Annotated in this window: 21 protein-coding genes; 14 read left to right on the forward strand and 7 right to left on the reverse strand. The window is 62.6% G+C overall.

What is annotated here, in order from left to right:
* Positions 1-54 precede the first annotated feature (54 nt).
* From ribD to glyA, 5 genes are all read right to left on the reverse strand, one after another.
* Positions 55-1,164, reverse strand: coding sequence for a bifunctional diaminohydroxyphosphoribosylaminopyrimidine deaminase/5-amino-6-(5-phosphoribosylamino)uracil reductase RibD (gene ribD / locus KW824_RS08265; protein ID WP_218409500.1), 1,110 nt, complete (start codon positions 1,162-1,164; stop codon positions 55-57).
* Between the two features lie 44 nt (positions 1,165-1,208).
* A complete protein-coding gene (gene nrdR / locus KW824_RS08270) occupies positions 1,209-1,658 on the reverse strand; it encodes a transcriptional regulator NrdR (RefSeq protein ID WP_010675395.1) in 450 nt (149 codons plus the stop codon).
* A 122-nt stretch (positions 1,659-1,780) separates the two neighbouring features.
* The gene (locus KW824_RS08275; protein WP_218409501.1) at positions 1,781-2,113 is read right to left on the reverse strand and encodes an NIPSNAP family protein; all 333 of its coding nucleotides are present in this window, start codon (positions 2,111-2,113) and stop codon (positions 1,781-1,783) included.
* Between the two features lie 76 nt (positions 2,114-2,189).
* On the reverse strand, positions 2,190-2,624 hold the full coding sequence (locus KW824_RS08280; protein WP_161507820.1) for a hypothetical protein: 435 nt from the start codon (positions 2,622-2,624) through the stop codon (positions 2,190-2,192).
* A 128-nt stretch (positions 2,625-2,752) separates the two neighbouring features.
* Complete coding sequence (glyA, locus tag KW824_RS08285) at positions 2,753-4,006, reverse strand: serine hydroxymethyltransferase (RefSeq protein ID WP_171273380.1); 1,254 nt, start codon at positions 4,004-4,006, stop codon at positions 2,753-2,755.
* Positions 4,007-4,438: 432 nt separating this feature from the next.
* On the opposite strand from glyA, the gene KW824_RS08290 reads away from it, so the two are divergent.
* Entirely contained in the window at positions 4,439-4,723 is a 285-nt protein-coding gene (locus KW824_RS08290; RefSeq protein ID WP_218409502.1) for a hypothetical protein, read from the forward strand.
* Positions 4,724-4,769: 46 nt separating this feature from the next.
* On the opposite strand, the gene torS is transcribed toward KW824_RS08290, so the two are convergent.
* Positions 4,770-7,589 carry a TMAO reductase system sensor histidine kinase/response regulator TorS gene (torS, locus tag KW824_RS08295; RefSeq protein WP_218409503.1) on the reverse strand — a complete coding sequence of 940 codons (2,820 nt, stop codon included), beginning with the start codon at positions 7,587-7,589 and terminating at the stop codon, positions 4,770-4,772.
* Positions 7,590-7,659: 70 nt separating this feature from the next.
* Between torS and torT the strand changes: the two genes are divergently transcribed.
* Together torT and KW824_RS08305 are read left to right on the forward strand one after the other, a co-directional pair.
* Positions 7,660-8,706, forward strand: coding sequence for a TMAO reductase system periplasmic protein TorT (torT, locus tag KW824_RS08300; RefSeq protein WP_218409504.1), 1,047 nt, complete (start codon positions 7,660-7,662; stop codon positions 8,704-8,706).
* A gap of 37 nt (positions 8,707-8,743) precedes the next feature.
* Positions 8,744-9,148 carry a GFA family protein gene (locus KW824_RS08305; protein ID WP_218409505.1) on the forward strand — a complete coding sequence of 135 codons (405 nt, stop codon included), beginning with the start codon at positions 8,744-8,746 and terminating at the stop codon, positions 9,146-9,148.
* A 36-nt stretch (positions 9,149-9,184) separates the two neighbouring features.
* Here the strand turns inward: KW824_RS08305 and torR are convergent, their stop codons facing one another.
* The gene (gene torR / locus KW824_RS08310; RefSeq protein WP_218409506.1) at positions 9,185-9,898 is read right to left on the reverse strand and encodes a two-component system response regulator TorR; all 714 of its coding nucleotides are present in this window, start codon (positions 9,896-9,898) and stop codon (positions 9,185-9,187) included.
* A 145-nt stretch (positions 9,899-10,043) separates the two neighbouring features.
* Between torR and torC the strand changes: the two genes are divergently transcribed.
* From torC to panF, 11 genes are all read left to right on the forward strand, one after another.
* Positions 10,044-11,210, forward strand: coding sequence for a pentaheme c-type cytochrome TorC (gene torC, locus KW824_RS08315; protein WP_218409507.1), 1,167 nt, complete (start codon positions 10,044-10,046; stop codon positions 11,208-11,210).
* Positions 11,211-11,250: 40 nt separating this feature from the next.
* Entirely contained in the window at positions 11,251-13,743 is a 2,493-nt protein-coding gene (torA, locus tag KW824_RS08320) for a trimethylamine-N-oxide reductase TorA (protein ID WP_218409508.1), read from the forward strand.
* Between the two features lie 99 nt (positions 13,744-13,842).
* Positions 13,843-14,511 (forward strand): molecular chaperone TorD, encoded by a 669-nt coding sequence (gene torD, locus KW824_RS08325; protein WP_218409509.1) that lies wholly within the window; start codon positions 13,843-13,845, stop codon positions 14,509-14,511.
* A 7-nt stretch (positions 14,512-14,518) separates the two neighbouring features.
* On the forward strand, positions 14,519-14,887 hold the full coding sequence (locus KW824_RS08330) for a hypothetical protein (protein WP_171273374.1): 369 nt from the start codon (positions 14,519-14,521) through the stop codon (positions 14,885-14,887).
* 106 nt (positions 14,888-14,993) lie between these two features.
* Complete coding sequence (locus KW824_RS08335) at positions 14,994-16,772, forward strand: bifunctional diguanylate cyclase/phosphodiesterase (RefSeq protein ID WP_218409510.1); 1,779 nt, start codon at positions 14,994-14,996, stop codon at positions 16,770-16,772.
* A gap of 172 nt (positions 16,773-16,944) precedes the next feature.
* Positions 16,945-18,891 carry an acetate--CoA ligase gene (gene acs / locus KW824_RS08340; RefSeq protein WP_218409511.1) on the forward strand — a complete coding sequence of 649 codons (1,947 nt, stop codon included), beginning with the start codon at positions 16,945-16,947 and terminating at the stop codon, positions 18,889-18,891.
* Positions 18,892-19,174: 283 nt separating this feature from the next.
* Positions 19,175-19,624: a type II 3-dehydroquinate dehydratase gene (gene aroQ, locus KW824_RS08345; RefSeq protein WP_218409512.1), complete on the forward strand. Its 450-nt coding sequence runs from the start codon at positions 19,175-19,177 to the stop codon at positions 19,622-19,624.
* 36 nt (positions 19,625-19,660) lie between these two features.
* Positions 19,661-20,122, forward strand: a complete 462-nt coding sequence (gene accB / locus KW824_RS08350) for an acetyl-CoA carboxylase biotin carboxyl carrier protein (RefSeq protein ID WP_025326015.1) — start codon at positions 19,661-19,663, stop codon at positions 20,120-20,122.
* A gap of 15 nt (positions 20,123-20,137) precedes the next feature.
* Positions 20,138-21,478, forward strand: a complete 1,341-nt coding sequence (gene accC, locus KW824_RS08355) for an acetyl-CoA carboxylase biotin carboxylase subunit (RefSeq protein WP_005326556.1) — start codon at positions 20,138-20,140, stop codon at positions 21,476-21,478.
* A gap of 114 nt (positions 21,479-21,592) precedes the next feature.
* Positions 21,593-21,841, forward strand: a complete 249-nt coding sequence (locus tag KW824_RS08360) for a YhdT family protein (protein ID WP_371316605.1) — start codon at positions 21,593-21,595, stop codon at positions 21,839-21,841.
* 68 nt (positions 21,842-21,909) lie between these two features.
* A complete protein-coding gene (gene panF, locus KW824_RS08365) occupies positions 21,910-23,367 on the forward strand; it encodes a sodium/pantothenate symporter (RefSeq protein WP_218409513.1) in 1,458 nt (485 codons plus the stop codon).
* Positions 23,368-23,450 lie beyond the last annotated feature (83 nt).

Consider the following 23,450-nt stretch of genomic DNA (forward strand, 5'->3'; position numbering starts at 1 on the left):
CAGATCACCTTGCTGATGACGGGGGCAGGTACTGCCCCCTTGAACATTGATAAATCAGGCTATTTTGGCGGTAATGCGAATATCCGGCCCAACCATGCGCACATCCTTGAGAGTGAGCTTGGGGGCCTGGAACAGCCGGGTCAACTCCGGCAGGTGGAACAGGCCGCGCCCCTCATCCCCCAACAGCTTGGGAGCCTGATAGAGCACCAGCTCGTCCACCAGCCCCTTGGCCAGCAGGGCGCCGCACAGCCTGGGGCCCGCCTCCACCAGCACAGAGTTGATGTTCTGCTTGGCCAGCAGCATGAAGAGGCTGACCAGATCCAGCTTGCCATCCAGCAGCGGCAGGGTCAGTTGCTGCACCCAGGCAGGCCACTCCCCGTCGACCTTGTGACGGGCCAGCAGCACCGGGCCCCCGCTCTGGAACAGGGGCAGGTCCGGGGTCAGCCGGTTTTGCGAGTCGACGATGACCCGCAGCGGCTGGCGCAACGTCTCTTTGGGGTAGCTTGCCTTGACCGAGGCCGGCAGCTCGTCCCAGCGCACGGTCAGGGAGGCGCCGTCGGCCAGCACCGTCTCGGCGCTGGAGAGCACCGCATCGTGGCGGGCACGCAGCCGCTGCACGTCGCGGCGCGCCTCCGGAGAGGTGATCCATTGGCTCTCGCCGCTCGCCATGGCGGTGCGACCGTCCAGGCTGGCCCCCAGCTTGACCGTTACCTGCGGGAAGGCGGTGCGCATCCGTTTGAAGAAGCCGGGGTTCAGGGCCTCTGCCTCGGCGCTCAGCAGGCCGAAGTCGGTCTTGATGCCCGCCTCAGACAACATGCGCAACCCGCGTCCCCCCACCTGGGGATTGGGATCCACCATGGCGGCGACCACCCGGGTCACCCCGGCCTTGATCAGCGCCTCGGCACAGGGAGGGGTGCGGCCGTGATGGGAGCAGGGCTCCAGAGTCACATAGGCGGTGGCGCCGCGAGCCTCTTCACCGGCGGCATGCAGGGCATAGACTTCGGCATGGGGCTCACCAGCCCGCTTGTGCCAGCCCTCCCCCACCACCACGCCGGCCTTCACCAGCACGGCACCGACACAGGGGTTCGGGGCCGTGGTGTAACGACCTCGGCGGGCCAGTTCGAGGGCCCGGCTCATCCATTGGTAATCGTCTTGACTAAACATCTGGGCTCCTCTGACAAAACATCCTGCCCTGGGGGAAGGAAACGTTACTTCTCCAGCTTGGCGATCTCTTCGCCAAATTCGCGAATGTCTTCGAAGCTGCGGTAGACGGAGGCAAAGCGGATATAGGCCACCTTGTCCAGGCTCTTGAGCTCATCCATCACCAGGTTACCCACCAGCTGGGACGCGACTTCGCGCTCGCCGGTGGCGCGCAGACGGGACTTGATGTGGTTGACCGCCTTTTCGATGGCCTCCATGCTCACCGGCCGCTTCTCCAGCGCCCGCAGTATGCCGGCCCGCAGCTTGTCTTCGTTGAACGGCTCGCGGGAACCGTTGGACTTGATGACGCGGGGCATCACCAGCTCGGCCATCTCGAAAGTGGTGAAGCGCTCGTGGCAGAGCAGGCATTCACGACGGCGGCGCACCTGGTGGCCTTCTGCCACCAGACGGGAATCGATCACCTTGGTATCTACCGCACTACAGAAAGGGCAATGCATCGGACCTCCGGCGTTGACGGAAAAGGGCGCCTGCCCCGGGGGCCGGCTCTAGGCCGGCCAGTGTAGCACGGCCATCCAGAACCGGTAAAAGCCCGTGAAAACAAGGGATGCTACAGATGTCATCAGCAGCCACGGAGTGCATCAATGGCTACATCAGGCAACCAGAGCACAGTATTTGCGTCGCTCTCGATCAACTCGACAATGGCTTTTCTCGGACCTCTCCGCCATGCTTCAGTTGCATAGAATGCCGCCTGTGAACGGTTCAACTCCTCAAGGTCATCGTAAGCCCGCATCAAGAAATAAACGTCCGGATCATGCAGGGAGGGTCCGTGATTCACCACATCCATTCCCCACTCACGATGTAAAGGCAAACTCTGCTCTGCCACCAACGCATGAAAAATCGCTCGACTCCCGGCTTTGAGCCGATAGTTTCGAATCTCTAGCACTCTCTTCACTGAGCTATCTCCTGCAATCCATCTCTTGAAAAAATAGTGTTTCCGATGTTCGCCCTAATCATCCAATCAACCTGGCTCAGTCGTCATAAGGCAGGGCATCGGGGTCGCAACCCTGATAGTCGGGCGCCGGATCAACGACAAAGCGGCGCGCCTCGATATGGCTGTGGCCCAGCATCAATGCCTTGCCCACCCGATGCATGCCATCCATGACCCGGCCGGCGCTGTCCAGCAGGATGGGATAGGCGAGATCGGCCGCCATCATCAACTGGCAGTGCTCCACCACGCTGCGTACCGTGGGGCTGGCGGCACCATGGCCGTACCAGTGCACCTGGTCGAGCTCGGCAATTTCGCCGAGCGCCACCGCCTGCACCGGCAGCGCTCGGCTCAGCCGCACCAGTCGGCGCACGTCCCATGCCAGCAGTCCCTGTTCGCTGGGGCGAAAGTGATACTGGGCGCGGATCGCCTGCCTGAGCGCCGCCTCCAGCGCCTTGTCTTGCTGTTCACTGGCCATGGCTACTTTGCCTTGCCGGCTATTCTCTTCGCAGTTCAGAGTCATCAGGCCCTCTCGTGTTGCCGAACGCCGCAAAAAACAATGCCACCCGAAGGTGGCATTGATCTCAAACCAGACTGTCCGGCCGATCAGGCATAGACAGGGAAACGGCGGCAGATGTCCAGCACCTTCTCGCGAACGGTGGCCAGCACGGCGTCGTTGTCGTGGTTGTCCAGCACGTCGCAGATCCAGTTGGTCAGCGCGATGGACTCGGCTTCCTTGAAACCACGGCGGGTGATGGCCGGGGTACCGATCCGCACACCCGAGGTGACGAAGGGGGAGCGCGGGTCGTTCGGCACCGAGTTCTTGTTGACGGTGATGTTGGCCTTGCCCAGTGCGGCATCGGCGTCCTTACCGGTCAGCTCACGACCGATGAGGTCAACCAGCATGAGGTGGTTGTCGGTACCGCCGGAGACGATCTTGTAACCGCGCTCCATGAAGGTAGCGGCCATGGCCTTGGCGTTCTTGACGACCTGGGCCTGATAGGTCTTGAACCCGGGCTCCAGTGCTTCCTTGAAGGCTACGGCCTTGCCGGCGATGACATGCATCAGCGGACCACCCTGACCACCCGGGAAGACGGCGGAGTTCAGCTTCTTGTACAGATCTTCATCGTCGGCGGCGGAGAGGATCAGACCACCACGGGGACCGGCCAGGGTCTTGTGGGTGGTAGAGGTGACCACGTGGGCGTGGGGCACCGGGTTCGGGTAGACGCCCGCGGCAATCAGACCGGCCACGTGGGCCATGTCAACGAACAGCCAGGCACCGATCTTGTCGGCGATTTCGCGCATGCGGGCCCAGTCAACGATACCGGAGTAGGCGGAGAAGCCACCGATCATCATCTTCGGCTTGTGCTCGACGGCCAGGCGCTCCATCTCGTCGTAGTCGATCTTGCCGGACTCATCGATGCCGTAGGGGATGATGTTGTACAGCTTGCCGGAGAAGTTCACCGGGGAGCCGTGAGTCAGGTGACCACCGTGGGCCAGGTTCATGCCCAGCACGGTGTCACCCGGCTGCAGCAGGGCCATGTAGACGGCGCTGTTGGCCTGGGAGCCGGAATGCGGCTGCACGTTGGCGTAGGTGGCACCAAACAGTTCCTTGGCGCGCTCGATGGCCAGGGTTTCGACCACGTCGACGTACTCGCAACCACCGTAGTAACGCTTGGCCGGGTAGCCTTCAGCGTACTTGTTGGTCAACTGGGAGCCCTGGGCTTCCATGACACGGGGGCTGGTGTAGTTCTCAGACGCGATCAGCTCGATATGTTCTTCCTGACGACGGGTTTCGTCTGTGATGGCCTGCCACAGCTCTGGATCATAGCCGGCGATGGTCATGTCACGTTTCAACATCCGTTTATCTCCTGAAAATCGTTTGCGCGATAGGTGAAGTGGGCCCGCGCATTGTAACGTGAGCTGGATCAAAGAGACAGTCCAACCACCCAAAAACTTGTTTATAAAATGTAAAATACGTCGCAATTTTCGAAGCCGGACACCCCTCTTTCCCCTTGCCTTCCGCGGGGCCTGCGCCCCTTCCGTCGGCTCGGCCCCTCCTGGGGCGCCCGGCGCTCCTGTCTGACCCGCCCTCCGAGTCCTCCCCATTGAAGGGCAAAACCAGAGCCAGATCATGGATATAGCATTTACTAACAGATAACATCTTTAGACGGCACCGCGGTTGCGAAGCCTGGCGAGCGGCCATGAGCTGACAACGGCAGGGTCCTTTGGCGCACAGGGTCACATCACTGCCCTGCGTGTGCCTCTCTCACCACAAGGGGGAACTCCACGATGGATCACCTGATGCTGTTTGTGATTGTCTCGGTCTTTGCCATCTTCTATTGGGTCTACTACACCGGCAGTCGCAAGGGTACCTGCACCACCCGCTGGGAGACACTGCCCACCCGGGCGCAATACCTGGCGGCCCATCCAGAGGCCATCGATGGTGACCTCATCTTCTGCATCCATTGCGGCCACCATCAGCAGCTCGAAGTGGGCGTGGTGCACCAGGCCGACTACCGGCGCCAGCACATCTGCCCCCGCTGCAAGCAGGCACTCTATCGGGACGAAATGTAAAGAGAGTACGGGCGGATCAGCCGTCGGCAACAGACCAGGTTGAGGCTCATGCCGGGGTCGTCAGGTGCTTCTCCTGCCACGCCTTCAGCATCGCCACCGCCGCATCAAACTCCCCGGCCAGCCCGGCCGGATCAGCGTCACCCGCCTCCAGAGCGGCGCACTGCGCGGCAAAGTCATCCAGCCCGAGCGCCAGGGCACTGCCCTTGAGCTTGTGGGCCATCCCCTTGCGCTCTTCCCCCTCGCACCGCACCAATGCGGCCACCAGAGCCGCCCCCTGGGATTCGAACAGCCCGATGAGCTGGCGGATGCGCTGACTGCCGAGCAAGGCCAGGTCGGCGTCCAGCACTAGGTTGGCGGCCTGGGGGGCCGGCAGGCTGACAATGCCCTCCCTCGCGCCCGGCAGGGCCTGCACCCTCTCTCCCAAGAACTGACGGTCTATGGCACTGGCCAGCGCCGCCAGACGCACCGGTTTGCCGACAAAGTCCGCAAAGCCCGCCTCCAGACAGAGGCGGATATCCTCGGGGTACATCTGGGCCGAGATGGCGATGGCGGGCAGCGGCCGCTCGTGCACCTCCTCGCTGATGGCGGCCAGATCCTCGCGCAGCGTCATCCCGTCCATGTCGGGCAGGTTGATGTCGAGCAGCGCCAGCTCGAAGGGACGCTCGGTCACCCGCGCCAGTGCGCTGCGACCATCTTCCGCCAGGGTGACGCGATGACCCAGGCGAGTCAGCATGCCCTGCGCCACCAGCCGGTTGATCTCGTTGTCTTCCACCAGCAGGATCTCGCGGGACTGGCCGAGGTGCAGCGGCTGGGCCGCGGCCGGCAGCTGGGCGGCCGAGCGTTGCAGGGGCAGACTGAAGCTGAAGCGGCAACCCTCTCCGGGCCGGCTGACGAGACGCAGATCTCCCCCCATGGCGGCCACCAGCTTGCGGCTGATGGCAAGCCCGAGTCCGGTTCCCCCCTGATGCCCCATGTCCCGCTTGCGCTGGCGGAACGCCTCGAACACCGCCTCCTGCTCATGTTCAGGAATGCCGGGGCCGGTATCGCTCACCACAAACAGGATGCAGGGCTCGGCGCAGGGGCCGCCGCATGGGAGGGGACTCACCTCGAGGCAGATCCGCCCCCTGGCGGTGAACTTGACCGCGTTGCCCAAGAGGTTCGCGAGTACCTGACGCAGCTTGCCCAGGTCCCCCTCGACCACCGGCGCAAGCTCGGGCGCATATTCCAGCACCAAGGTGACCCCCTTGGCCTCTGCCTTTGGTCGGAACAGCGCGCTCAGCTCATCGACCAGTTGATGCAGCGGAAAGGGTTCCCGGCGCGCCTCCACGTGGCCCGCCTCGATCTTGGAGTAATCGAGAATGTCGTTGAGGATCTCCAACAGGGATTCGCCGCTGTGCTCTATGGCGGCGAGATAGCGCCGCTGGGTCTCGCTGAGATGGGTGTCCTCCAGCAGGGTCAGGCCCCCCAGAATGCCGTTCATGGGGGTGCGAATTTCGTGGCTCATGGTGGCGAGAAAGACCGACTTGGCCCGATTGGCCTGTTCCGCCTCGGCGCGTGCCTGCCGCTGCTTCTCAACCTCCTCATTGAGCCGCAGGTTGGCGTGGCTGAGCTGGCCGGTGCGCTCCTCGACCCGCGACTCCAGCTCGCGCTGATAGCGGCCCAGCTCCACCGCATTGTCACGAAACACCTGCAAGGCCCGTCCCAGCTCCGCCAGCTCATCGCGGCCCGCCCCAGCGATCGGCTCAAGAGGGGCCAGATCCCCGTGCGCCAACCGGCTCATCCCCGCTACCGCCCGTTGCAGCGGCCAGACGATGCGGCCGTAGACCATGCGCCACATCAGCAGCATCAGCAGCACCAGGGTGAGCAGGCCAATGCCCATCAACGCCTGCTCCAGCAGCCTGAGGCGCTGACTTAACGCCTGCTGGCTCTGCCCCAGCGAATCGCGGGCACGGCTGACCAGCTCACCCACCTGCTGGTTGAGGCTGCTCATCAGGGCCTCATTGGCATTGGCCAGCACCCGCAGCGCCTCCCCCTTGCCGAGCCAGTCGCTACGCAGTTGCACCAGCTTGTCGCTCTGCGCCAGCACGGTCAGCGCCTGCTCCACCCCCTGCCGGCGGGCCGGATCCGTCACCGCCCCGGCCCGCAGTTGCAAGATGGCCAGCTCCAGCTGCCCCTCTTGCAATAGCGTTTGCAACTGTTCCTGCCGTTCGCTGCGCCACATCTCTTCGATGCGCTGCTGCTGCATCAGAGTGCGATGACGCAGCTCGGTCATCTGCTCCAGCCAGTCGAGATCCTGCTCCAGCAGGCGGTCCAGCGTCCGGGTCGCCTGCGCACCTTGCTGTTGGTAGAGGGAACCCAATCCCGCCACCATCACGGTTTCGGCGTTCTCCATCTGGCTGCGCGCCAGCTCGGCGATCTGCCCGGCCGCCGCCACCAGACGGGCGCGCTGCGCCTCGCCCTGCCCCATCAGGGTCAGTCGCTCTCCCACCAGCCAACCCTGCTGACCCAGATTGCCGATGATGCTCTGGCTGAGCTGATCGAGGCTTGTTGAACCCTGCCCACGGCCGAGTTGCGCCAGCACCTGTTGAAGCTGTTGCCCCTGCAGGGTGAGCAGGCGTCCCTGATGCTCCCGCTCCTGCTCGCTGGTTGCGGTGGCCAGCAGCCTCGACGCGCTCTGGATCTCGCCGCTGAGGCGAGAGAGCGTACGTGCCAGCTCCTGATCGGCCAGAGTCTGCTGAACCCCTTGCTCCAGCTGGCGCAGATGGCTAAGCCCCACCCAGCCCAGCAGGGAGGCACTCAGGGTCAGCAACGCCATCAGGGAGAAGGCCAGCAGCAACTTGCCACCCAGGCCGGAAAAGATTCTCACGCTCAGCACCTTGGTTGTGGTCGGCTTTGACCGGATAATATGGCCCAACACTTTAACAAAACCCCTGACCATGCGAAGCGTCTATCTCTCCCTGCTGTTGCTTATGTGGTTGCTCACGCTTCCTCGCACCGCCCTCGCCTTTGCAGTCGATCTCTGGCCTGGCGGCGAATTCAGCGGCCAGCCGGTGCGCCAGCAGTGGCCGGAACCCGCTGCGGCAACCAAACCGCTGACCCTCTGTGCCCTCTACCCCCATCTGCGCGACGCCTACTGGCTCTCGGTCAATCAGGGCATGGTGGACGAAGCGAAGCGGCTGGGAGTCAAGTTGCAGATCCACGAAGCAGGGGGTTACGGCGCCCTCGCCGAGCAGCGCCAGCAGTTGCAGCGCTGCGTGCAGGAAGGGAGCGACGCCATCTTGCTCGGCGCGGTGAGCTATCAGGGCTTGCGCGAGGCCATCAAGGTCACGCCGCTGCCGGTCTTTGGGTTGGTCAACGATCTGCCCAGCGGTCTGGTGCAGGCGAAGGTGGGGGTCTCCTGGTACCAAATGGGCTGGCAGATTGGCCACTGGCTGGCGCAGCGCCACCCCGCCGGCAGCAAGCCGGTCTCGGTCGCCCTCTTCCCTGGCCCGCAGGCGAGTGGCGGCAACAACTTCGTCGAACCTGGCTTTGCCGACGCCATCAAGGGGAGCGCCATCAAGCTGGTCACCACCGAGCGCGGCGACAACAGCCGGGAAATCCAGCGCACGCTGGTGCAGCAGACGCTGGCCCGCTATCCCGACCTCGACTATCTGGTGGGCGGTGCCATCGCCGCCGAAGTGGCGGTCAACGAGCTGGCGCAGCGCCATCTCGACAGGCCTCAGGTGCTGAGCACCTACTTTAGCCACGGGGTACAGCGGGGCCTGCGCCGGGGCAAGATCCTGGCCGCCAACAGCGATCAGATGCGGCTGCAGGGGCGCCTTGCGGTCGCTCAGGCGGTCTACCTGCTGCAACACCCTGATGCCAATGCCGAGCAGTGCCCGCGGGTGATGGGACCACCCATTCTGACGCTGTCTGCACCGCTTGCCGACCCTGCCGATTCCCTCTCGGATGGCGCTTTTCGTCCCGTCTATCGGGTCGAATAGCCGTTCCAAATCCGATTAGCACACTCAAGGAGAAGAGATGAAAGAGTTACATGCCAGCTGCCTGTGCGGCGCCGTTGCCCTGATCCTGCCGGATCAGTTCGACTATATGGGGAACTGCCACTGCAGCGAATGCCGCAAGTTTTCAGGGGGAGATTACGCCTCGGTCGGCGGACTGGATGGCAACAAGGTCACCATTGTGAAGGGCATTGATGCCATCAGCCGCTACCGGAAATCGGCAGAGACCACCCTGGCTTTCTGTCGTCACTGCGGCTCCAGCCTGTTCAGCCAGAAGAGCAGCAGCGGCAAGATCAATCTGCGCCTCGGGGTGCTGGACGATGTGCCGAGCCAACGGCCTGCATTTCACATCTTTGTCGGCTCCAAGGCGCCCTGGCACCAGATTGGCGACGACTGCCCGCAATTTGATACCCGCCCGCCGGTCTGATACCCGGTCAAACAGGTCAAGGCCACCGCAACGGAGTCAGGAGACTATCTCGCCGGCAAACAGATAGCCTTCACCATGGACGGTGACAAACAGCTGGGGATCCCGCGGATCCGGCTCCATCTTGCCGCGCAGCCGCCGGATCAACACGTCTATGGTGCGATCGCTCGGGCCATCGCCGCGATGGCTGATGAGGGTCAGGATCCGCTCCCGACTGAGCACCCGCCCGGCATGGGCGACAAAGGCCACCAGCACTTCATATTCGGCCTTGGTTAGGCGCACCGGCACTCCGTCTTTGCTGAGCTGGCGGCGGGGAATATCAAAACGCCAGGGGCCAAAGCGCACCGCATCGTCAACGACCGCAGGCTCGCTCGGCGCGGCGGCCGCCAGTGAAATCCGCCACAGCAGATTCTTGACCCGCACCAGCAACTCCCGCAGCTCGAACGGCTTGGTGACATAGTCATCGGCCCCCATCTCGAGGCCGACAATCCGGTCCACCGCATCGCTGCGGCCGGTGACTAGAATGATCCCCACCGTGCTGCGCGCCCGCAGTTCACGGGTCAGCAGCAGACCATCTTCCCCCGGCAGGTTGATATCAAGCATCACCAGATCGACCGTCTGCTCCGCCAGCACGGTCCGCATCTCCTGGCCATTTTCGACCGCCGTTACCCGATAGCCCTCCCGCTCGAAATAGCCGGTCAGCTTCTCGCGGGTCACCGCATCATCTTCAACAACCAGAATGTGGTAGCGCATGGGCAGGGTTCACGATGGTCGACAAGGGAGGATTATTCTATTCACATTTTGTCATAAATACCCCTATTTCATTAATTTGTGGCGGCAGCCCTGTTCACAACGCCTCTCTATCATGGCTCCCATCAAAAAAGTGATGTGAGAGAGCATGATGAAAAAACTGTGGCACTTCCTGCGCACCCCCAGCCGTCGCTGGTCGGTACTGGCGCTGCTTCTGGTGGGCGTCGGCGTCACCCTCGCGGGCACCGTCGGCCTGCACTATGGCTTTGAGAAAACCAGCAGCCTCGAATTCTGTATCTCCTGCCACTCCATGAAAGACACCGTCTATCCGGAGTACAAGGAGTCCATCCACTTCAAGAATGCCTCCGGGGTACAGGCGGTCTGTACCGACTGTCACCAGCCGAAGGATTTTGTCGGCAAGGTGGCCCGCAAGATGGAGGCGGCCAACGACCTCTATCAGGAGTACATAGGCCACAGCATCGACACCCAGGAGAAATTCGAGGACCGCCGCCTGCATCTGGCCGAGAAGGTGTGGGCACGGATGAGCAGCCAGAACTCCAAGACCTGCAAGTCCTGCCACAGCTACGACAACATGGATCACGCCAAGCAGTCCCCGGCGGCAGCGCTGGCGATGAAAGACGCGGCGGCGAAGAACATGAACTGCATCGAGTGCCACAAGGGCATCGCCCACGAACTGCCCAACATGGCGGGCGGCTTCCGGGCCACTTACGCCACCCTGGCAAGCGAAGCGCAACAGGCGCCAGCCGCCGAGATCCTCTACAACCTGGGTGAAAAAGATCTCTACGCCAGCGAAAAGAGCAATGAACCGGTCGGCAAGCTGCTGCCCGCCTCCCGCATCGAGGTAGTGGCCCGCAGCGGCGATCGCCTCAAGGTGACCATCGAAGGGTGGCGCGAGAGCGACGGCAAGGGCCGGGTGCTGAGCGAATACATGGGCAAGCGGGTCTTTGTCGCCACCGTCCGTGACGAGCTGAAAGCGAGCGAAACACTCCTCAAACAGGAGACCGACAGCGCCACCCATATCAAGTGGGAGCAGGTTCAGGTGCAGGCCTGGGTCGACGGCAAGGGCTTTGAATCCTCGCTCAAGCCGATCTGGGATTACGCCGGCGAGATGTACAAATCCACCTGCAACTCCTGCCACGGCGCACCAGATCCCGCTCACTTCACTGCCAACGGCTGGATCTCGGGGCTCAAGGCGATGTCTGCCTATTACCGTCTGAGCAAGGAAGAGGAGCGCACCCTGCTCAAATACCTGCAAAACCATGCCGCCGATACCGGTGGTCAAGGCAGCCACTAATTCCGGATTCGAGTTCCGGATCCGAGAGAGGAATAACAAGATGATCAATATTTCCCGTCGTGGTTTTCTGGGTGGCTTGCTGGCCAGCGGTGCCTCTGCCCTGATCGGCCCCTCCCTGCTCGGTCGTGCCGTGATGGCCGCCGAGTCCGGCGACAAGCTGGTGCAGTCCGGCTCCCACTGGGGTGCCTTCCGTGCCCGGGTAGTCGATGGCCGCTGGGTCGAGACCCTGCCGTTCGAGCATGACAAACACCCCACCGACATGCTCAAGGCCTTGAGTGAAGTGGTCTACAACCCCTCCCGCATCCGCTACCCCATGGTGCGGCTGGACTGGCTGCGCAAGGGCCACCAGTCCGACACCAGCGAACGCGGCCAGAACCGCTTCGTGCGGATCACCTGGTCACAGGCGCTGGACTTCTTCTATCACGAGCTGGAGCGGGTGCAGAAAACCTATGGCCCGAGCGCCCTCTATGCGGGTCACTCCGGCTGGCAGTCGGTGGGCAAGCTGCACTCCGCCGGCGCCATGCTGGGTCGTGCCATGAACCTGCACGGCACCTATCTGGCCAAGGCCGGTGACTACTCCACCGGCGCGGCCCAGGTGATCCTGCCCCACGTGGCAGGGGCCATGGAGGTGTACGAGCAGCAGACCTCCTGGCCGCTGGTGCTGGAGCACAGCAAGACCATCGTCATCTGGGGTTCCGACCCAGTCAAAAACCTGCAGGTGGGCTGGCTGGTGCCGGATCACAGCGTCTACGACTACTGGGCGCAGCTCAAAGATAAGGTGGCCAAGGGCGAGATCCGGGTCATCAGCATCGATCCGGTCAAATCCAAGACCCAGAAATACCTCAACTGCGATCAGGTGACCCTGAATCCGCAGACCGACGTGCCGCTGATGCTGGGCATCGCCCACACCCTCTACAGCGAGAAGCGCCACGACGAGGCGTTCCTGAAGAACTACACCACCGGCTTTGACAAGTTCCTGCCCTATCTGCTGGGCACCAGCGATGGTCAGGTGAAGGATGCCGAGTGGGCCGCCGCCATCTGTGGCGTCCCTGCCGAGACCATCCGCGAGCTGGCCCGTGCCATGAGCAGTGGCCGCACCCAGCTCATCGGCGGCTGGTGCGTGCAGCGCATGCACCACGGCGAGCAGTACGCCTGGATGCTGGTGGTTCTGGCCTCGATGATTGGCCAGATCGGCCTGCCGGGGGGCGGTTACGGCTTTGGCTGGCACTACAACGGGGCGGGCACCATCACCTCCAGCGGCCCCATCATGTCCGGTTTCAGCTCTGTCATCCCCGGGGTCAAGCCGCGCCATGACGGCGACTGGAAGGGCTGCTCCAAGTACATTCCGGTGGCCCGCTTCGTCGACTGCATCCTCAATCCGGGCAAGCAGATCGCCTTCAACGGCCAGACCATCACCTACCCCCACATGAAGATGGCGGTGTTCTGCGGCAACAACCCCTTCCATCACCAGCAGGATCGCAACAAGATGGTCGCCGCCTGGCGCAAGCTGGAAACCGTGGTCAGCATCGATCACCAGTGGACCGCCAGCTGCCGCTTCGCAGATATCGTGCTACCCGCCACTACCACCTACGAGCGGGATGACATCGAGCAGTGGGGCTCCCACTCCAACGCGGGCATTCTGGCCATGTACAAGGTGGTGGAGCCGCTGTTCGAGGCGCGCGATGACTACGACATCTTCGCCGATCTCTGCCGTCGCTTCGGTCGCGAGGCCGAGTTCACCGGTGGCAAGAGCAAGCTGGAGTGGATCCAGAGCATCTATGACGATGCCCGCCTGCAGGGTCGCGGCATCGGCATCCGTCTGCCCCGTTTCAGCCAGTTCTGGCACGGGGAAGGTTTTGTCACCTTCCCGGCAGGCCAGCCCTGGGTGCGCCACGAGTCGTTCCGTCAGGAGCCGGATCTGGAACCCCTCGGTACCCCGTCTGGCCTTATCGAGATCTACTCCAAGACCATCGCCGACTACGGCTATGGGGATTGTCCGGGCCACCCGGTCTGGATCGAACCCTACGAGCGCTCCCACGGCGGGCCGGGCAGCGCGCGTTTCCCGCTGCACCTGCAATCCTGCCACCCGGACAAGCGACTGCACAGCCAGCTCTGTTCCTCCGACAACTACCGCGCCACTTACACGGTGCAGGGTCGCGAGCCTGTCTACATGAATCCGCAAGACGCCAACTCCCGCGGCCTCAAGGACGGCGATCTGGTGCGGGTGTTCAACGGTCGTGGTCAGGTGCTGGCCGGGCTGGTGGTGAGCGATGACTACACCCCCGGCGTGGTGCGCATTCAGGAAGGGGCCTGGTATGGTCCGCAGGAGGGCGGCAAGGTCGGCACTCTCTGTACCTATGGTGACCCCAACGTGCTGACCGCCGATATCGGCTCCTCCAGCCTGGCGCAGGCCACCACGGCCCATACCGCGCTGGTGGAGATCGAGAAGTTCCGCGGGCAGGCACCTGCCGTCACTGCCTTCGGCGCGCCGGAATCGGTCAAGGGCATCGACCCCATGTTCCCGGCGCTCTGACCCCGGGAGGACGAAAGCGCCCCCTTGAGTTTCCTTTATTTTTAAAGTCGTTAGAATCGGGAGCCATCAAGGCTCCCGATTGTCATCCACGGAGGATAAATGCAGGAATTTATGGCTACCAGCGAACGCCGGGCCGAGCTTTACTGGTGGTTCGCCACCCTGTTCGCCGCCGAACTCAGTGATGAGCAGATCGCCGAATATGACACCTATGATGTGCGAAGCTTCCTGAAGAGCCTCTCCACCCTGGACCCCATGCGCGAGGCCGTGGCCGAGCTCAATGACGCCATCGCTCGCCTGCTGGTGCGTACAGATCGCCAGCTGGAGCTCGCCGCCGACTTCGCCGGCCTCTTCCTGGTGGATCCCAAGCAGGGCGCCCTGCCCTACGAGTCCCTCTACCGCGGTGAGGCCAAGTTGCTGATGCAGGCCCCCATGGCCGAGATGCAGGCTCGCCTCGATCGCCTCGGCATCAATGTCAGCGATAAATACAAAGAGCCTGCCGATCACCTGGCCATCGAGCTGGATCTGATGGGCAACCTCATCATTCGCGCGGCAGAAGCCAAGAGCGCAGCCGAGCGGGAACGCTGGCTTGACGAGCAGGAAGCACTGCTGCACGGCCACCTGCTGGGCTGGTTCGACAAGTTCGAAAGCGCCTGCCGCGCCGCCGACACCTTCGGTTTCTACGGCGCCAGCGCCCGTCTGCTGGGGGTATTCCTCACCATGGATGCCAACTACCTCTCTCTGGTCAAACCGGCACCGCCCACCGACTGAGGCCGCGATGAAAACAGCCCTGCTTCTTATTGCATGCTGGCTGCTGGCCCTGATCCCGCAAGATCAGGGCATCACCCCTCTCGTTGCCCTGCTGTTCAACCCGGACAGGGAGCTCTACGGCAGCGCCCAACTCACCGGTTTCGGTGGCATCCTGCTCACCCTTTACCTTGCCAACCTCGGGGTTGAAGTGGTGCTGCGCCGCCGCTTCCAGATAGCGGGCATGCTGACCCTGCTGGTGGCCTGGATAGGCTTCATCAACAGCAGCGGCAGCGAGTCGCACTTCCTGGTTCTATACCTGCTCGCGCTGCCATTCCACCTGCTCGGCTGGCTGGTATTTGTGCGCGGCATTCAGGCATTCGGTCGCCAGAAAGGCTGACATCCCCTTGATTTAACATCATTCCCTGACATTCTCTCCCTCTTGAAACTTCCTGCCATACTGACACAGCCGTATAAGTGACAAAGAAATCAATTCAGGAGCCTCCATGGAAAAAGTGCTACCCGAATCGGTTCAGACACAGCATTTGTCAGGCCCGTTATCCCTTCATGAATGGCAACAACTGTTCGAACTGGCGCCCTTTGGGATTGGGGTCTTCGATCGTGACTTCAGGTGCCGTGGCGTCAACGGTATCTTCACCGAGCTGAGCGGTCTGGCGCAGGGGGATCACCTCGGCAAGACGCTGTTTGACATCACCCCGACCCAGGCACCCATGCAGCTCCCCCGGCTCAAGCAGTTGCTCAATGGCGCCCCCCGGGCCGAGCTGGATCTCGGCTGTATCCATGTCTCCCGCCCCGGCGGGCCGAGGCGCTGGCAGATGAGCTGCAGCCCCCTGATGGACGCGACAGGGCTCTTCAATGGCATCTTCCTCATCGCCCGCAACCTCACCCAGGATCCCCGCGCCCACCTTGGAGTGACCCGCTTCACCGGGGAGATCCAGGAGACCACCAGCCAGCACGCACAGCGGCTCTACCAGGCGGAGGCCAGGCTCCACCACCTCTCCTATCACGACCCCCTTACCGACCTTGGCAATCGCAGCCTGCTGCAGGAGCGGCTCGAATTGGAGATAGAGACGGCCAGGCTCAACCGGCAGCCCCTCGCCCTGCTGTTCATCGATCTCGACGGCTTCAAACTGATCAACGACAACCTGGGGCACAGCGCCGGGGATCTGCTGCTCAAGCTGCTGGCGGAGCGCATCCGCCACAGCCTGCGCCCGGGGGATCTCGCCATCCGGCTCGGCGCAGACGAGTTTCTGGTGCTGCTGCCGGATATCGGGCAGCCCCAAGACCTGAAGGGGCTGATCGAGCAGTTGCAACACAGGCTCCACGATCCGGCCGACATAGGACCGGAGCGGGTAAGGCTCTCCGCCAGCATAGGCGTCGCCCTCTATCCGGATCATGGCCTGACCCCGGACAGCCTCATCAGTGCGGCGGACAATGCCATGCATGAGGCCAAGCGCCGGGGCCGCAACGGCCATCTGTTCTACTCCCCCGACATGATGTCGCAGATGAGGGAGCGGATGGCCCTGGAGCAGGGGCTGATCAACGCCATGGAGCTTCAACAGTTTCGCCTGCTGTACCAGCCCATGACGGATCTGGCCGATGACAGCCTTAGCGGCCTCGAAGCCCTCCCGAGCGAGGGCATTATCTCTCCCGCCCGCTTCATTCCGGTGGCCGAGGAGTGCGGCATGATAGAGCAATTGGGTGAATGGGTGATGCGCACCGCCTGTCAGCAGGGACAGCGGTGGCTGGCAGAGGGGTTTGCTGTGCCCAGACTGTCCGTCAACGTGTCGGTCAGGGAGATGCGCTCCCCCGACTACGTGGACAGGGTCACCGCCATCCTGGCGCAGACCGGCTTCCCGGCAGAGCGGCTGGAGATCGAGGTCACCGAGAGCATCATCCAGAGCGTGGATCAGAGCCTGCGGCTCTTTACCCGCCTCAAGGCGCTGGGAGTGCAGATCGCCATCGACGACTTCGGCACCGGCTTCTCTTCCTTGAGCCTGCTAAAAAGCCTGCCCATAGACCGCATCAAGATAGACAGAACCTTCGTGCAGGCGCTGCCCGATGACAAGCACAGCCGGGAGCTGTGCCGCACCATCGTCAGCCTGGCAGACAGCCTCGGCATGGCGGTCACGGCGGAAGGCATAGAGACCCAGCCCCAGCGCCAGTTCTTGCAGTCTCTGCGCTGCGAGGAGGGTCAGGGCTACCTGTTCAGCCACCCCTTGTCCGAACCCCGCATGACCTCCATGCTCGCTACAGGGCATTGAAGATCCCGGACAGCCCAATGAAAGAAGGGAGCCTCAGGCTCCCTTCTTCGTGATCCCTCGGGCCATGTCGACCAGCCCCTCTCGTCGCTATCCAAAAGTCTAATTGCCCTCCCGTGCCAAAGGTATAAGTTGTTACTCAATCATTACAAAAATGTATTCACAGGAGTGAGAGATGAGCGAGAGCAAGGTCTATCCGGTCAAGGCCCACATAGGTAGCGACGCCCTGCTGGACAAGGAAGGTTATGACGCCATGTACCTGGCGTCGGTACAGAACCCGGACGCCTTCTGGGGTGAGCAGGGCAAAATCCTCGACTGGATGACCCCCTACACCCGCGTCAAGAACACTTCCTACGATCCGGGCCACGTCTCCATCAAGTGGTACGAGGATGGCCTGCTCAACGTGTCGGCCAACTGCCTGGATCGCCATCTGGCCCAGCGCGGCGACAAGGTCGCCATCATCTGGGAAGGGGACAACCCGGCCGAGGATCGCAAGCTGACCTATCGCGAGCTGCACGGCGAGGTGTGCAAGTTTGCCAACGTGCTCAAAGCCCAGGGGGTCAAGCGCGGTGACATGGTCTGTCTCTACATGCCCATGGTGCCGGAAGCGGCCATCGCCATGCTGGCCTGTACCCGCATCGGCGCCGTGCACAGCATCGTCTTCGGCGGCTTCTCGCCGGAGGCCCTCTCGGGTCGTATCATCGACTCGGGCTCCTCCATCGTCATCACCGCCGATGAAGGCCTGCGCGGCGGCCGCCCCATCCCCCTCAAGAAGAACGTGGACGAGGCGCTCACCCACCCGGATACCAAGGTCAACAAGGTCATCGTGCTCAAGCGCACCGGCGGCAAGGTCGCCTGGCATGACCACAGGGACATCTGGTGGCACGACGCCGTCGCCGCTGCCAGCCCGGATTGCCCGCCTGAGGCCATGGGCGCCGAGGATCCCCTGTTCGTGCTCTACACCTCGGGCTCCACCGGCAAGCCCAAGGGGGTGCTGCACACCACGGGCGGCTATCTGGTCTATGCCGCCCTCACCTTCAAGTACGTGTTCGACTATCACGAGGAGGACATCTACTGGTGTACCGCCGATGTGGGCTGGGTCACCGGTCACTCCTATCTGGTCTACGGGCCGCTCGCCAACGGCGCCACCACCCTGATGTTCGAAGGGGTGCCAAACTACCCGGCCACCAACCGCATGAGCCAGGTGGTGGACAAGCACCAGGTCAGCATCCTCTATACCGCACCCACCGCCATCCGCGCCCTGATGGCCAAGGGCAAGGAGGCCGTCGAAGGCACCTCCCGCACCAGCCTGCGCATCATGGGATCCGTAGGTGAACCCATCAACCCGGAAGCCTGGGAGTGGTACTACCGCACCATAGGGGACGAGCGCTGCCCCATCGTCGACACCTGGTGGCAGACCGAGACAGGCGGCATCCTGATAAGCCCGCTGCCCGGCGTCACCGCGCTCAAGCCCGGCTCCGCCACCCGTCCCTTCTTCGGGGTGCAGCCTGCTCTGGTAGACAACCTGGGTGAGCCACTGGAGGGCGCCACCGAGGGCAACCTGGTGATCACCGACTCCTGGCCTGGCCAGATGCGCACCGTATTCGGCGATCACGAGCGCTTCGAGCAGACCTACTTCTCCACCTTCCCGGGCCGCTACTTCACCGGCGACGGCGCCCGTCGCGACGAAGATGGTTACTACTGGATCACCGGTCGGGTGGATGATGTACTGAACGTCTCCGGCCACCGCATGGGCACCGCCGAGATCGAGTCGGCCCTGGTTTCCCATCCCAAGATCGCCGAGGCGGCGGTGGTGGGGGTGCCCCACGAGATCAAGGGTCAGGGCATCTACGCCTATGTCACCCTGATCGCCGGGGAGGAGCCGAGCCGCGAGCTGCACAAAGAGGTGAAGGAGTGGGTGCGCAAGGAGATCGGCGCCATCGCCACCCCGGACATGATCCACTGGGCCGAGGGGCTGCCGAAGACCCGCTCCGGCAAGATCATGCGCCGTATCCTGCGCAAGATCGCCACCGGCGAGACCGACAGCCTGGGAGATATCTCCACCCTGGCGGATCCGGGCGTCGTGGACAAACTTATCCGCGAGAAGTCTGAAGCGGCCTGAGTGCTTCCCCTCTCACAACAAAGCCGGCCTTGTGCCGGCTTTGTTGTGTCTGGAAAGCCCAAAGAGGCGGACACTGCGACAGAGCGGCGCTGCGCGCCAACATGCTCAATAAATGGCCAGATGTAGAGATTAGACCAGTAAAATGCTGCTAATTTTCACGAAATCAATATAATTGCGAAATCTGTGTGCCAGGGCACACCGAATTGTGCAGAAAGTGGCTAGATTTTTGGTGGTCCACAGATAGCTGATAGATAGCAGCATAATCATCGAGGATGTACTCAATATGTCGCAACATCACCGAATCCTCCTGCTCAACGGTCCTAACCTGAATCTGCTGGGCAAGCGGGAGCCGGGCATCTACGGCAGCAAGACGCTCGATGAGATCGTCGCCGATCTGAGCCAGTACGCCAGCGAACTCGGTGTCACCCTGGAACACCTGCAATCCAATGCCGAACATGAGTTGGTCGGCCGCATCCATCAGGCCATGGGCCAGGTGGATTTTATCATCATCAACCCGGCCGCCTTCACCCACACCAGCGTCGCCCTGCGCGATGCCCTGCTGGGCGTGGCCATCCCCTTTATCGAGGTTCACCTGTCAAACGTTCATGCCAGGGAACCCTTCCGCCATCACTCCTATCTGTCTGATGTCGCCAAGGGGGTCATTTGTGGGCTGGGTGCCGATGGCTACCAATTCGCTTTAACCGCGGCCGTGCATCAGTTGCGCGCGGCTTGATAATCACTGATCAGATAAAGAAGAAAGAGAATGCTAATGGATATCCGCAAAATCAAGAAGCTGATTGAACTGGTTGAAGAGTCCGGCATCGCCGAGCTGGAAATCTCCGAAGGGGAAGAGTCCGTTCGCATCAGCCGCAATTTCTCCGGCCAGGTTAGCGTTGCCCCGCAGATGATGATGCAGCCGGCGCAGGTTCAACAAGCCGCCGCTCCGGTCGCCGCTGCCGCCCAGGCCGCCGCCCCTGCTGCCGATGCCGCCCCGAGTGGCCATCTGATGCGCTCCCCCATGGTCGGCTCCTTCTACCGCTCCTCCAGCCCAGAAGCCAAGCCGTTCGTGGAAGTCGGTCAGCACGTCAATGTCGGCGATACCCTGTGCATCGTCGAAGCCATGAAAATGATGAACCAAATCGAGTCTGACAAGGCCGGTGTGATCAAAGCGATCCTGGTTGAAAATGGTCAGGCCGTCGAATTTGACGAGCCGCTGTTCATCATCGAATAAGGGAAGACGCCACCCATGTTGGACAAAGTAGTCATCGCCAACCGCGGTGAAATTGCCCTGCGGATCCTGCGCGCCTGCAAAGAGCTCGGGATCAAGACAGTGGCCGTTCACTCCACTGCCGATCGGGAGCTCAAGCATGTGCTCCTGGCCGACGAAACCATCTGTATCGGCAAACCCGCCAGCGGTGAGTCCTACCTCAACGTGCCGGCCATCATCGCCGCCGCCGAGGTGACCGGTGCCGTCGCCATCCACCCGGGCTACGGCTTCCTCTCCGAGAACGCCGACTTTGCCGAAGTGGTCGAAAAATCCGGCTTCATCTTCATCGGCCCGCGCGCCGAGACCATTCGCCTGATGGGTGACAAGGTCTCCGCCATCGAGGCGATGAAGAAGGCGGGCGTCCCCTGCGTACCCGGCTCCGACGGCCCGGTGGACAACGATGCCAAGCGCAACGCCACCATCGCCAAGCGGATCGGCTACCCCGTGATCATCAAGGCCGCCGGTGGCGGTGGTGGTCGTGGCATGCGCGTGGTGCGCAATGAGTCGGAGCTGGCCGCCGCCATCGCCCTGACCAAATCCGAAGCGGGCCAGTTCTTCAAGAACGACATGGTCTACATGGAGAAATACCTGGAGAACCCGCGCCACATCGAGATCCAGGTGCTGGCTGACGGCCAGGGCACCGCCCTCTATCTGGGTGAGCGCGACTGCTCCATGCAGCGTCGTCACCAGAAGGTGGTGGAAGAGGCGCCGGCACCCGGCATCACCGAAGAGATGCGCAAGTTCATCGGTGAGCGCTGCGTGCGCGCCTGTCTCGAAATCGGCTACCGCGGTGCGGGCACCTTCGAGTTCCTGTACGAGAACGGCGAGTTCTACTTCATCGAGATGAACACCCGGATCCAGGTCGAGCACCCGGTCACCGAGATGGTCACCGGTGTGGATCTCATCAAGGAGCAGCTGCGCATCGCCGCCGGCCAGCCCCTGTCGATCACCCAACAGGACATCCGCATCCGTGGCCATGCCATCGAGTGCCGGATCAACGCCGAAGACCCGGCCACTTTCATGCCGTCTCCTGGCCTCATCCAGCGCTTCCACGCGCCGGGCGGTCTGGGCGTGCGTTGGGAATCCCACATCTATGCGGGTTACAAGGTGCCGCCCTACTACGACTCCATGATCGGCAAGCTGATCTGTTACGGCGAGAACCGTGACATCGCCATCGCCCGCATGCGTCACTCTCTCGACGAGCTGGTGGTGGAAGGGATCAAGACCAACATCGCCCTGCAAAAAGAGATCATGAAGGACGAGAACTTCCAGCACGGTGGCACCAACATCCACTACCTGCACAAGAAGTTGGGTCTGTAAAAGACGCTTTAGCAGAGCTCGTTCGGTCCCTCGGGATCGACAGCGAAAAAAGGGCCATGGCGACATGGCCCTTTTTTGTTATCCTTGCGCCCCTCAAAATTGTCGGAGGCCAAGGTGAATCGTTTCGCGCTCGCCCGTCGGGAAGCAGCCCTCTGCCTGCTGCTGACCCTACTTTACTTCGTTGCCTGGTATGGCTCGGCGTACTTCGTTCCCGAGACGCTCGAGCTCTGGAATATGCCGCTCTGGTTTCTGCTCAGCTGCATCCTGATGCCATTGCTGTTTATCGGCCTCTGCGCGCTCATGGTGGATCGCCTGTTCATCGATATTCCTCTCGACCCCGAGGAGCCTCCTCATGACTCCTGAGCCGCGTACTGAACCCATGACGGATCCCCGGTTTACTGACGCCCCGCTGGATACCGAGGAGTCCCCCCATGAATCTTGAGTTGATGCTGCCGCTCGTCGTCTATCTGGTGCTGGTGCTCGGGGTCGGCTTCTGGGCCGGTCGCCACCGCGCCGGGGGTGACTTCGTGCAGGAGTACTTTATCGGCAACCGCAGCATGGGCGGCCTGGTGCTGGCCATGACCCTGGTGGCCACTTACACCTCGGCCTCATCCTTTATCGGCGGGCCGGGCGCCGCCTACAAGATAGGCCTGGGCTGGGTGCTGCTGGCGATGATCCAGCTGCCCACCGTCTGGCTCACCCTGGGGGTGCTTGGCAAGAAGTTCGCCATCATCGCCCGCCGGGTCAATGCGGTGACCATCAACGACATGCTGTGGGCCCGCTACCGCAGCAAGTGGGTGGTGGTGCTGGGTTCGGTGACCATCATCCTCGCCTTCATCGCGACCATGGTGGTGCAGTTCATCGGCGGCGCCCGCCTGCTGGAGACGGCAACCGGCCTCAGCTACCAGCAGGGGCTCTTCCTGTTTGCCAGCTGTGTGCTGCTCTACACGGTGATCGGCGGCTTTCGCGCCGTGGTGATGACGGATGCCCTGCAGGGCATCATCATGCTGATCGGCACAGGGGCCCTGCTGGCAGGGATACTGATTGCCGGTGACGGTCTGCCGAACCTCATCCACCAGCTCAAGGTGATCGATCCCAAGCTGGTGAGCCCGACCGGCGCCGGCGACATGTTGACTCAGCCCTTCATGCTGAGCTTCTGGATCCTGGTCTGCGTCGGTGTGGTGGGGCTGCCCCACTCGGCCCTGCGTTGCTTCGGCTACCGGGACAGCAAGGCGCTCCACAGAGGCATCCTCATCGGCACCGTGGTCAGCGCCCTGCTGATGCTGGGTATGCACCTCGCCGGCGCCCTGGGTCGCGCCATCCTGCCCGGCATGGACAGCCCGGACAAGATCATGCCCTCCCTGATGATGGAAGTGCTGCCCCCCTGGCTGGCGGGGGTCTTCCTGGCGGCCCCCATGGCGGCCATCATGTCCACCATCGACTCCCAGCTGATCCAGGCTTCGGCGACCCTGGTCAAGGATCTCTACCTCAACTACCTCAATCCTCGCCAAGAGAAGCTGGAGGTGCGCATTCCCAGGCTCTCCCTGCTCTGCACCCTGATCCTCGGCACCCTGGTGCTGCTGGCGGCGCTGCAGCCCCCTGAGATGATCATCTGGCTCAACCTGCTCGCCTTCGGCGGCCTGCAGGCGGTGTTCCTCTGGCCCCTGGTGCTCGGCCTCTACTGGTCGCGGGCCAATGGCCCCGGGGCCTTGGCCAGCATGGTGTCAGGCATTGTCTGCTACGGGGTCTTGAGTCAGTGGGGGATCAAGCTGGCCGGCCTGCACGCCATAGTACCGAGCCTGGCGCTCGGGCTCGCGGCCTTCATCCTGGTCAGCCTGCTGACCCCGGCCCCGGATCAGTCGGTTCGCCGATTGTTTGATCAGAAATAAGAAAGGGGCCAATAAAGGGACTCGCACCTATTCCCAAATGGGTGCGAGTGAGTAAAATGTGCGCCACGTCACAAAATGCCGCG

The organism is Aeromonas sp. sif0611, assembly GCF_019218845.1.
In the GTDB taxonomy this organism is placed as follows: domain Bacteria; phylum Pseudomonadota; class Gammaproteobacteria; order Enterobacterales; family Aeromonadaceae; genus Aeromonas; species Aeromonas media.

Excerpts from the sequence above, each read along its gene's own strand:
- torD (WP_218409509.1), top strand. The coding sequence starts at position 13,843 with ATGCAGGAATTTATGGCTACCAGCGAACGCCGGGCCGAGCTTTACTGG.
- KW824_RS08305 (WP_218409505.1), top strand. The coding sequence starts at position 8,744 with ATGAAAGAGTTACATGCCAGCTGCCTGTGCGGCGCCGTTGCCCTGATC.
- accC (WP_005326556.1), top strand. The coding sequence starts at position 20,138 with ATGTTGGACAAAGTAGTCATCGCCAACCGCGGTGAAATTGCCCTGCGG.
- aroQ (WP_218409512.1), top strand. The coding sequence starts at position 19,175 with ATGTCGCAACATCACCGAATCCTCCTGCTCAACGGTCCTAACCTGAAT.
- accB (WP_025326015.1), top strand. The coding sequence starts at position 19,661 with ATGGATATCCGCAAAATCAAGAAGCTGATTGAACTGGTTGAAGAGTCC.
- torA (WP_218409508.1), top strand. The coding sequence starts at position 11,251 with ATGATCAATATTTCCCGTCGTGGTTTTCTGGGTGGCTTGCTGGCCAGC.
- glyA (WP_171273380.1), bottom strand. The coding sequence starts at position 4,006 with ATGTTGAAACGTGACATGACCATCGCCGGCTATGATCCAGAGCTGTGG.
- panF (WP_218409513.1), top strand. The coding sequence starts at position 21,910 with ATGAATCTTGAGTTGATGCTGCCGCTCGTCGTCTATCTGGTGCTGGTG.
- nrdR (WP_010675395.1), bottom strand. The coding sequence starts at position 1,658 with ATGCATTGCCCTTTCTGTAGTGCGGTAGATACCAAGGTGATCGATTCC.
- KW824_RS08335 (WP_218409510.1), top strand. The coding sequence starts at position 14,994 with ATGGAAAAAGTGCTACCCGAATCGGTTCAGACACAGCATTTGTCAGGC.
- torR (WP_218409506.1), bottom strand. The coding sequence starts at position 9,898 with ATGCGCTACCACATTCTGGTTGTTGAAGATGATGCGGTGACCCGCGAG.
- KW824_RS08290 (WP_218409502.1), top strand. The coding sequence starts at position 4,439 with ATGGATCACCTGATGCTGTTTGTGATTGTCTCGGTCTTTGCCATCTTC.
- KW824_RS08330 (WP_171273374.1), top strand. The coding sequence starts at position 14,519 with ATGAAAACAGCCCTGCTTCTTATTGCATGCTGGCTGCTGGCCCTGATC.
- acs (WP_218409511.1), top strand. The coding sequence starts at position 16,945 with ATGAGCGAGAGCAAGGTCTATCCGGTCAAGGCCCACATAGGTAGCGAC.
- ribD (WP_218409500.1), bottom strand. The coding sequence starts at position 1,164 with ATGTTTAGTCAAGACGATTACCAATGGATGAGCCGGGCCCTCGAACTG.
- torC (WP_218409507.1), top strand. The coding sequence starts at position 10,044 with ATGATGAAAAAACTGTGGCACTTCCTGCGCACCCCCAGCCGTCGCTGG.
- torT (WP_218409504.1), top strand. The coding sequence starts at position 7,660 with ATGCGAAGCGTCTATCTCTCCCTGCTGTTGCTTATGTGGTTGCTCACG.
- KW824_RS08280 (WP_161507820.1), bottom strand. The coding sequence starts at position 2,624 with ATGGCCAGTGAACAGCAAGACAAGGCGCTGGAGGCGGCGCTCAGGCAG.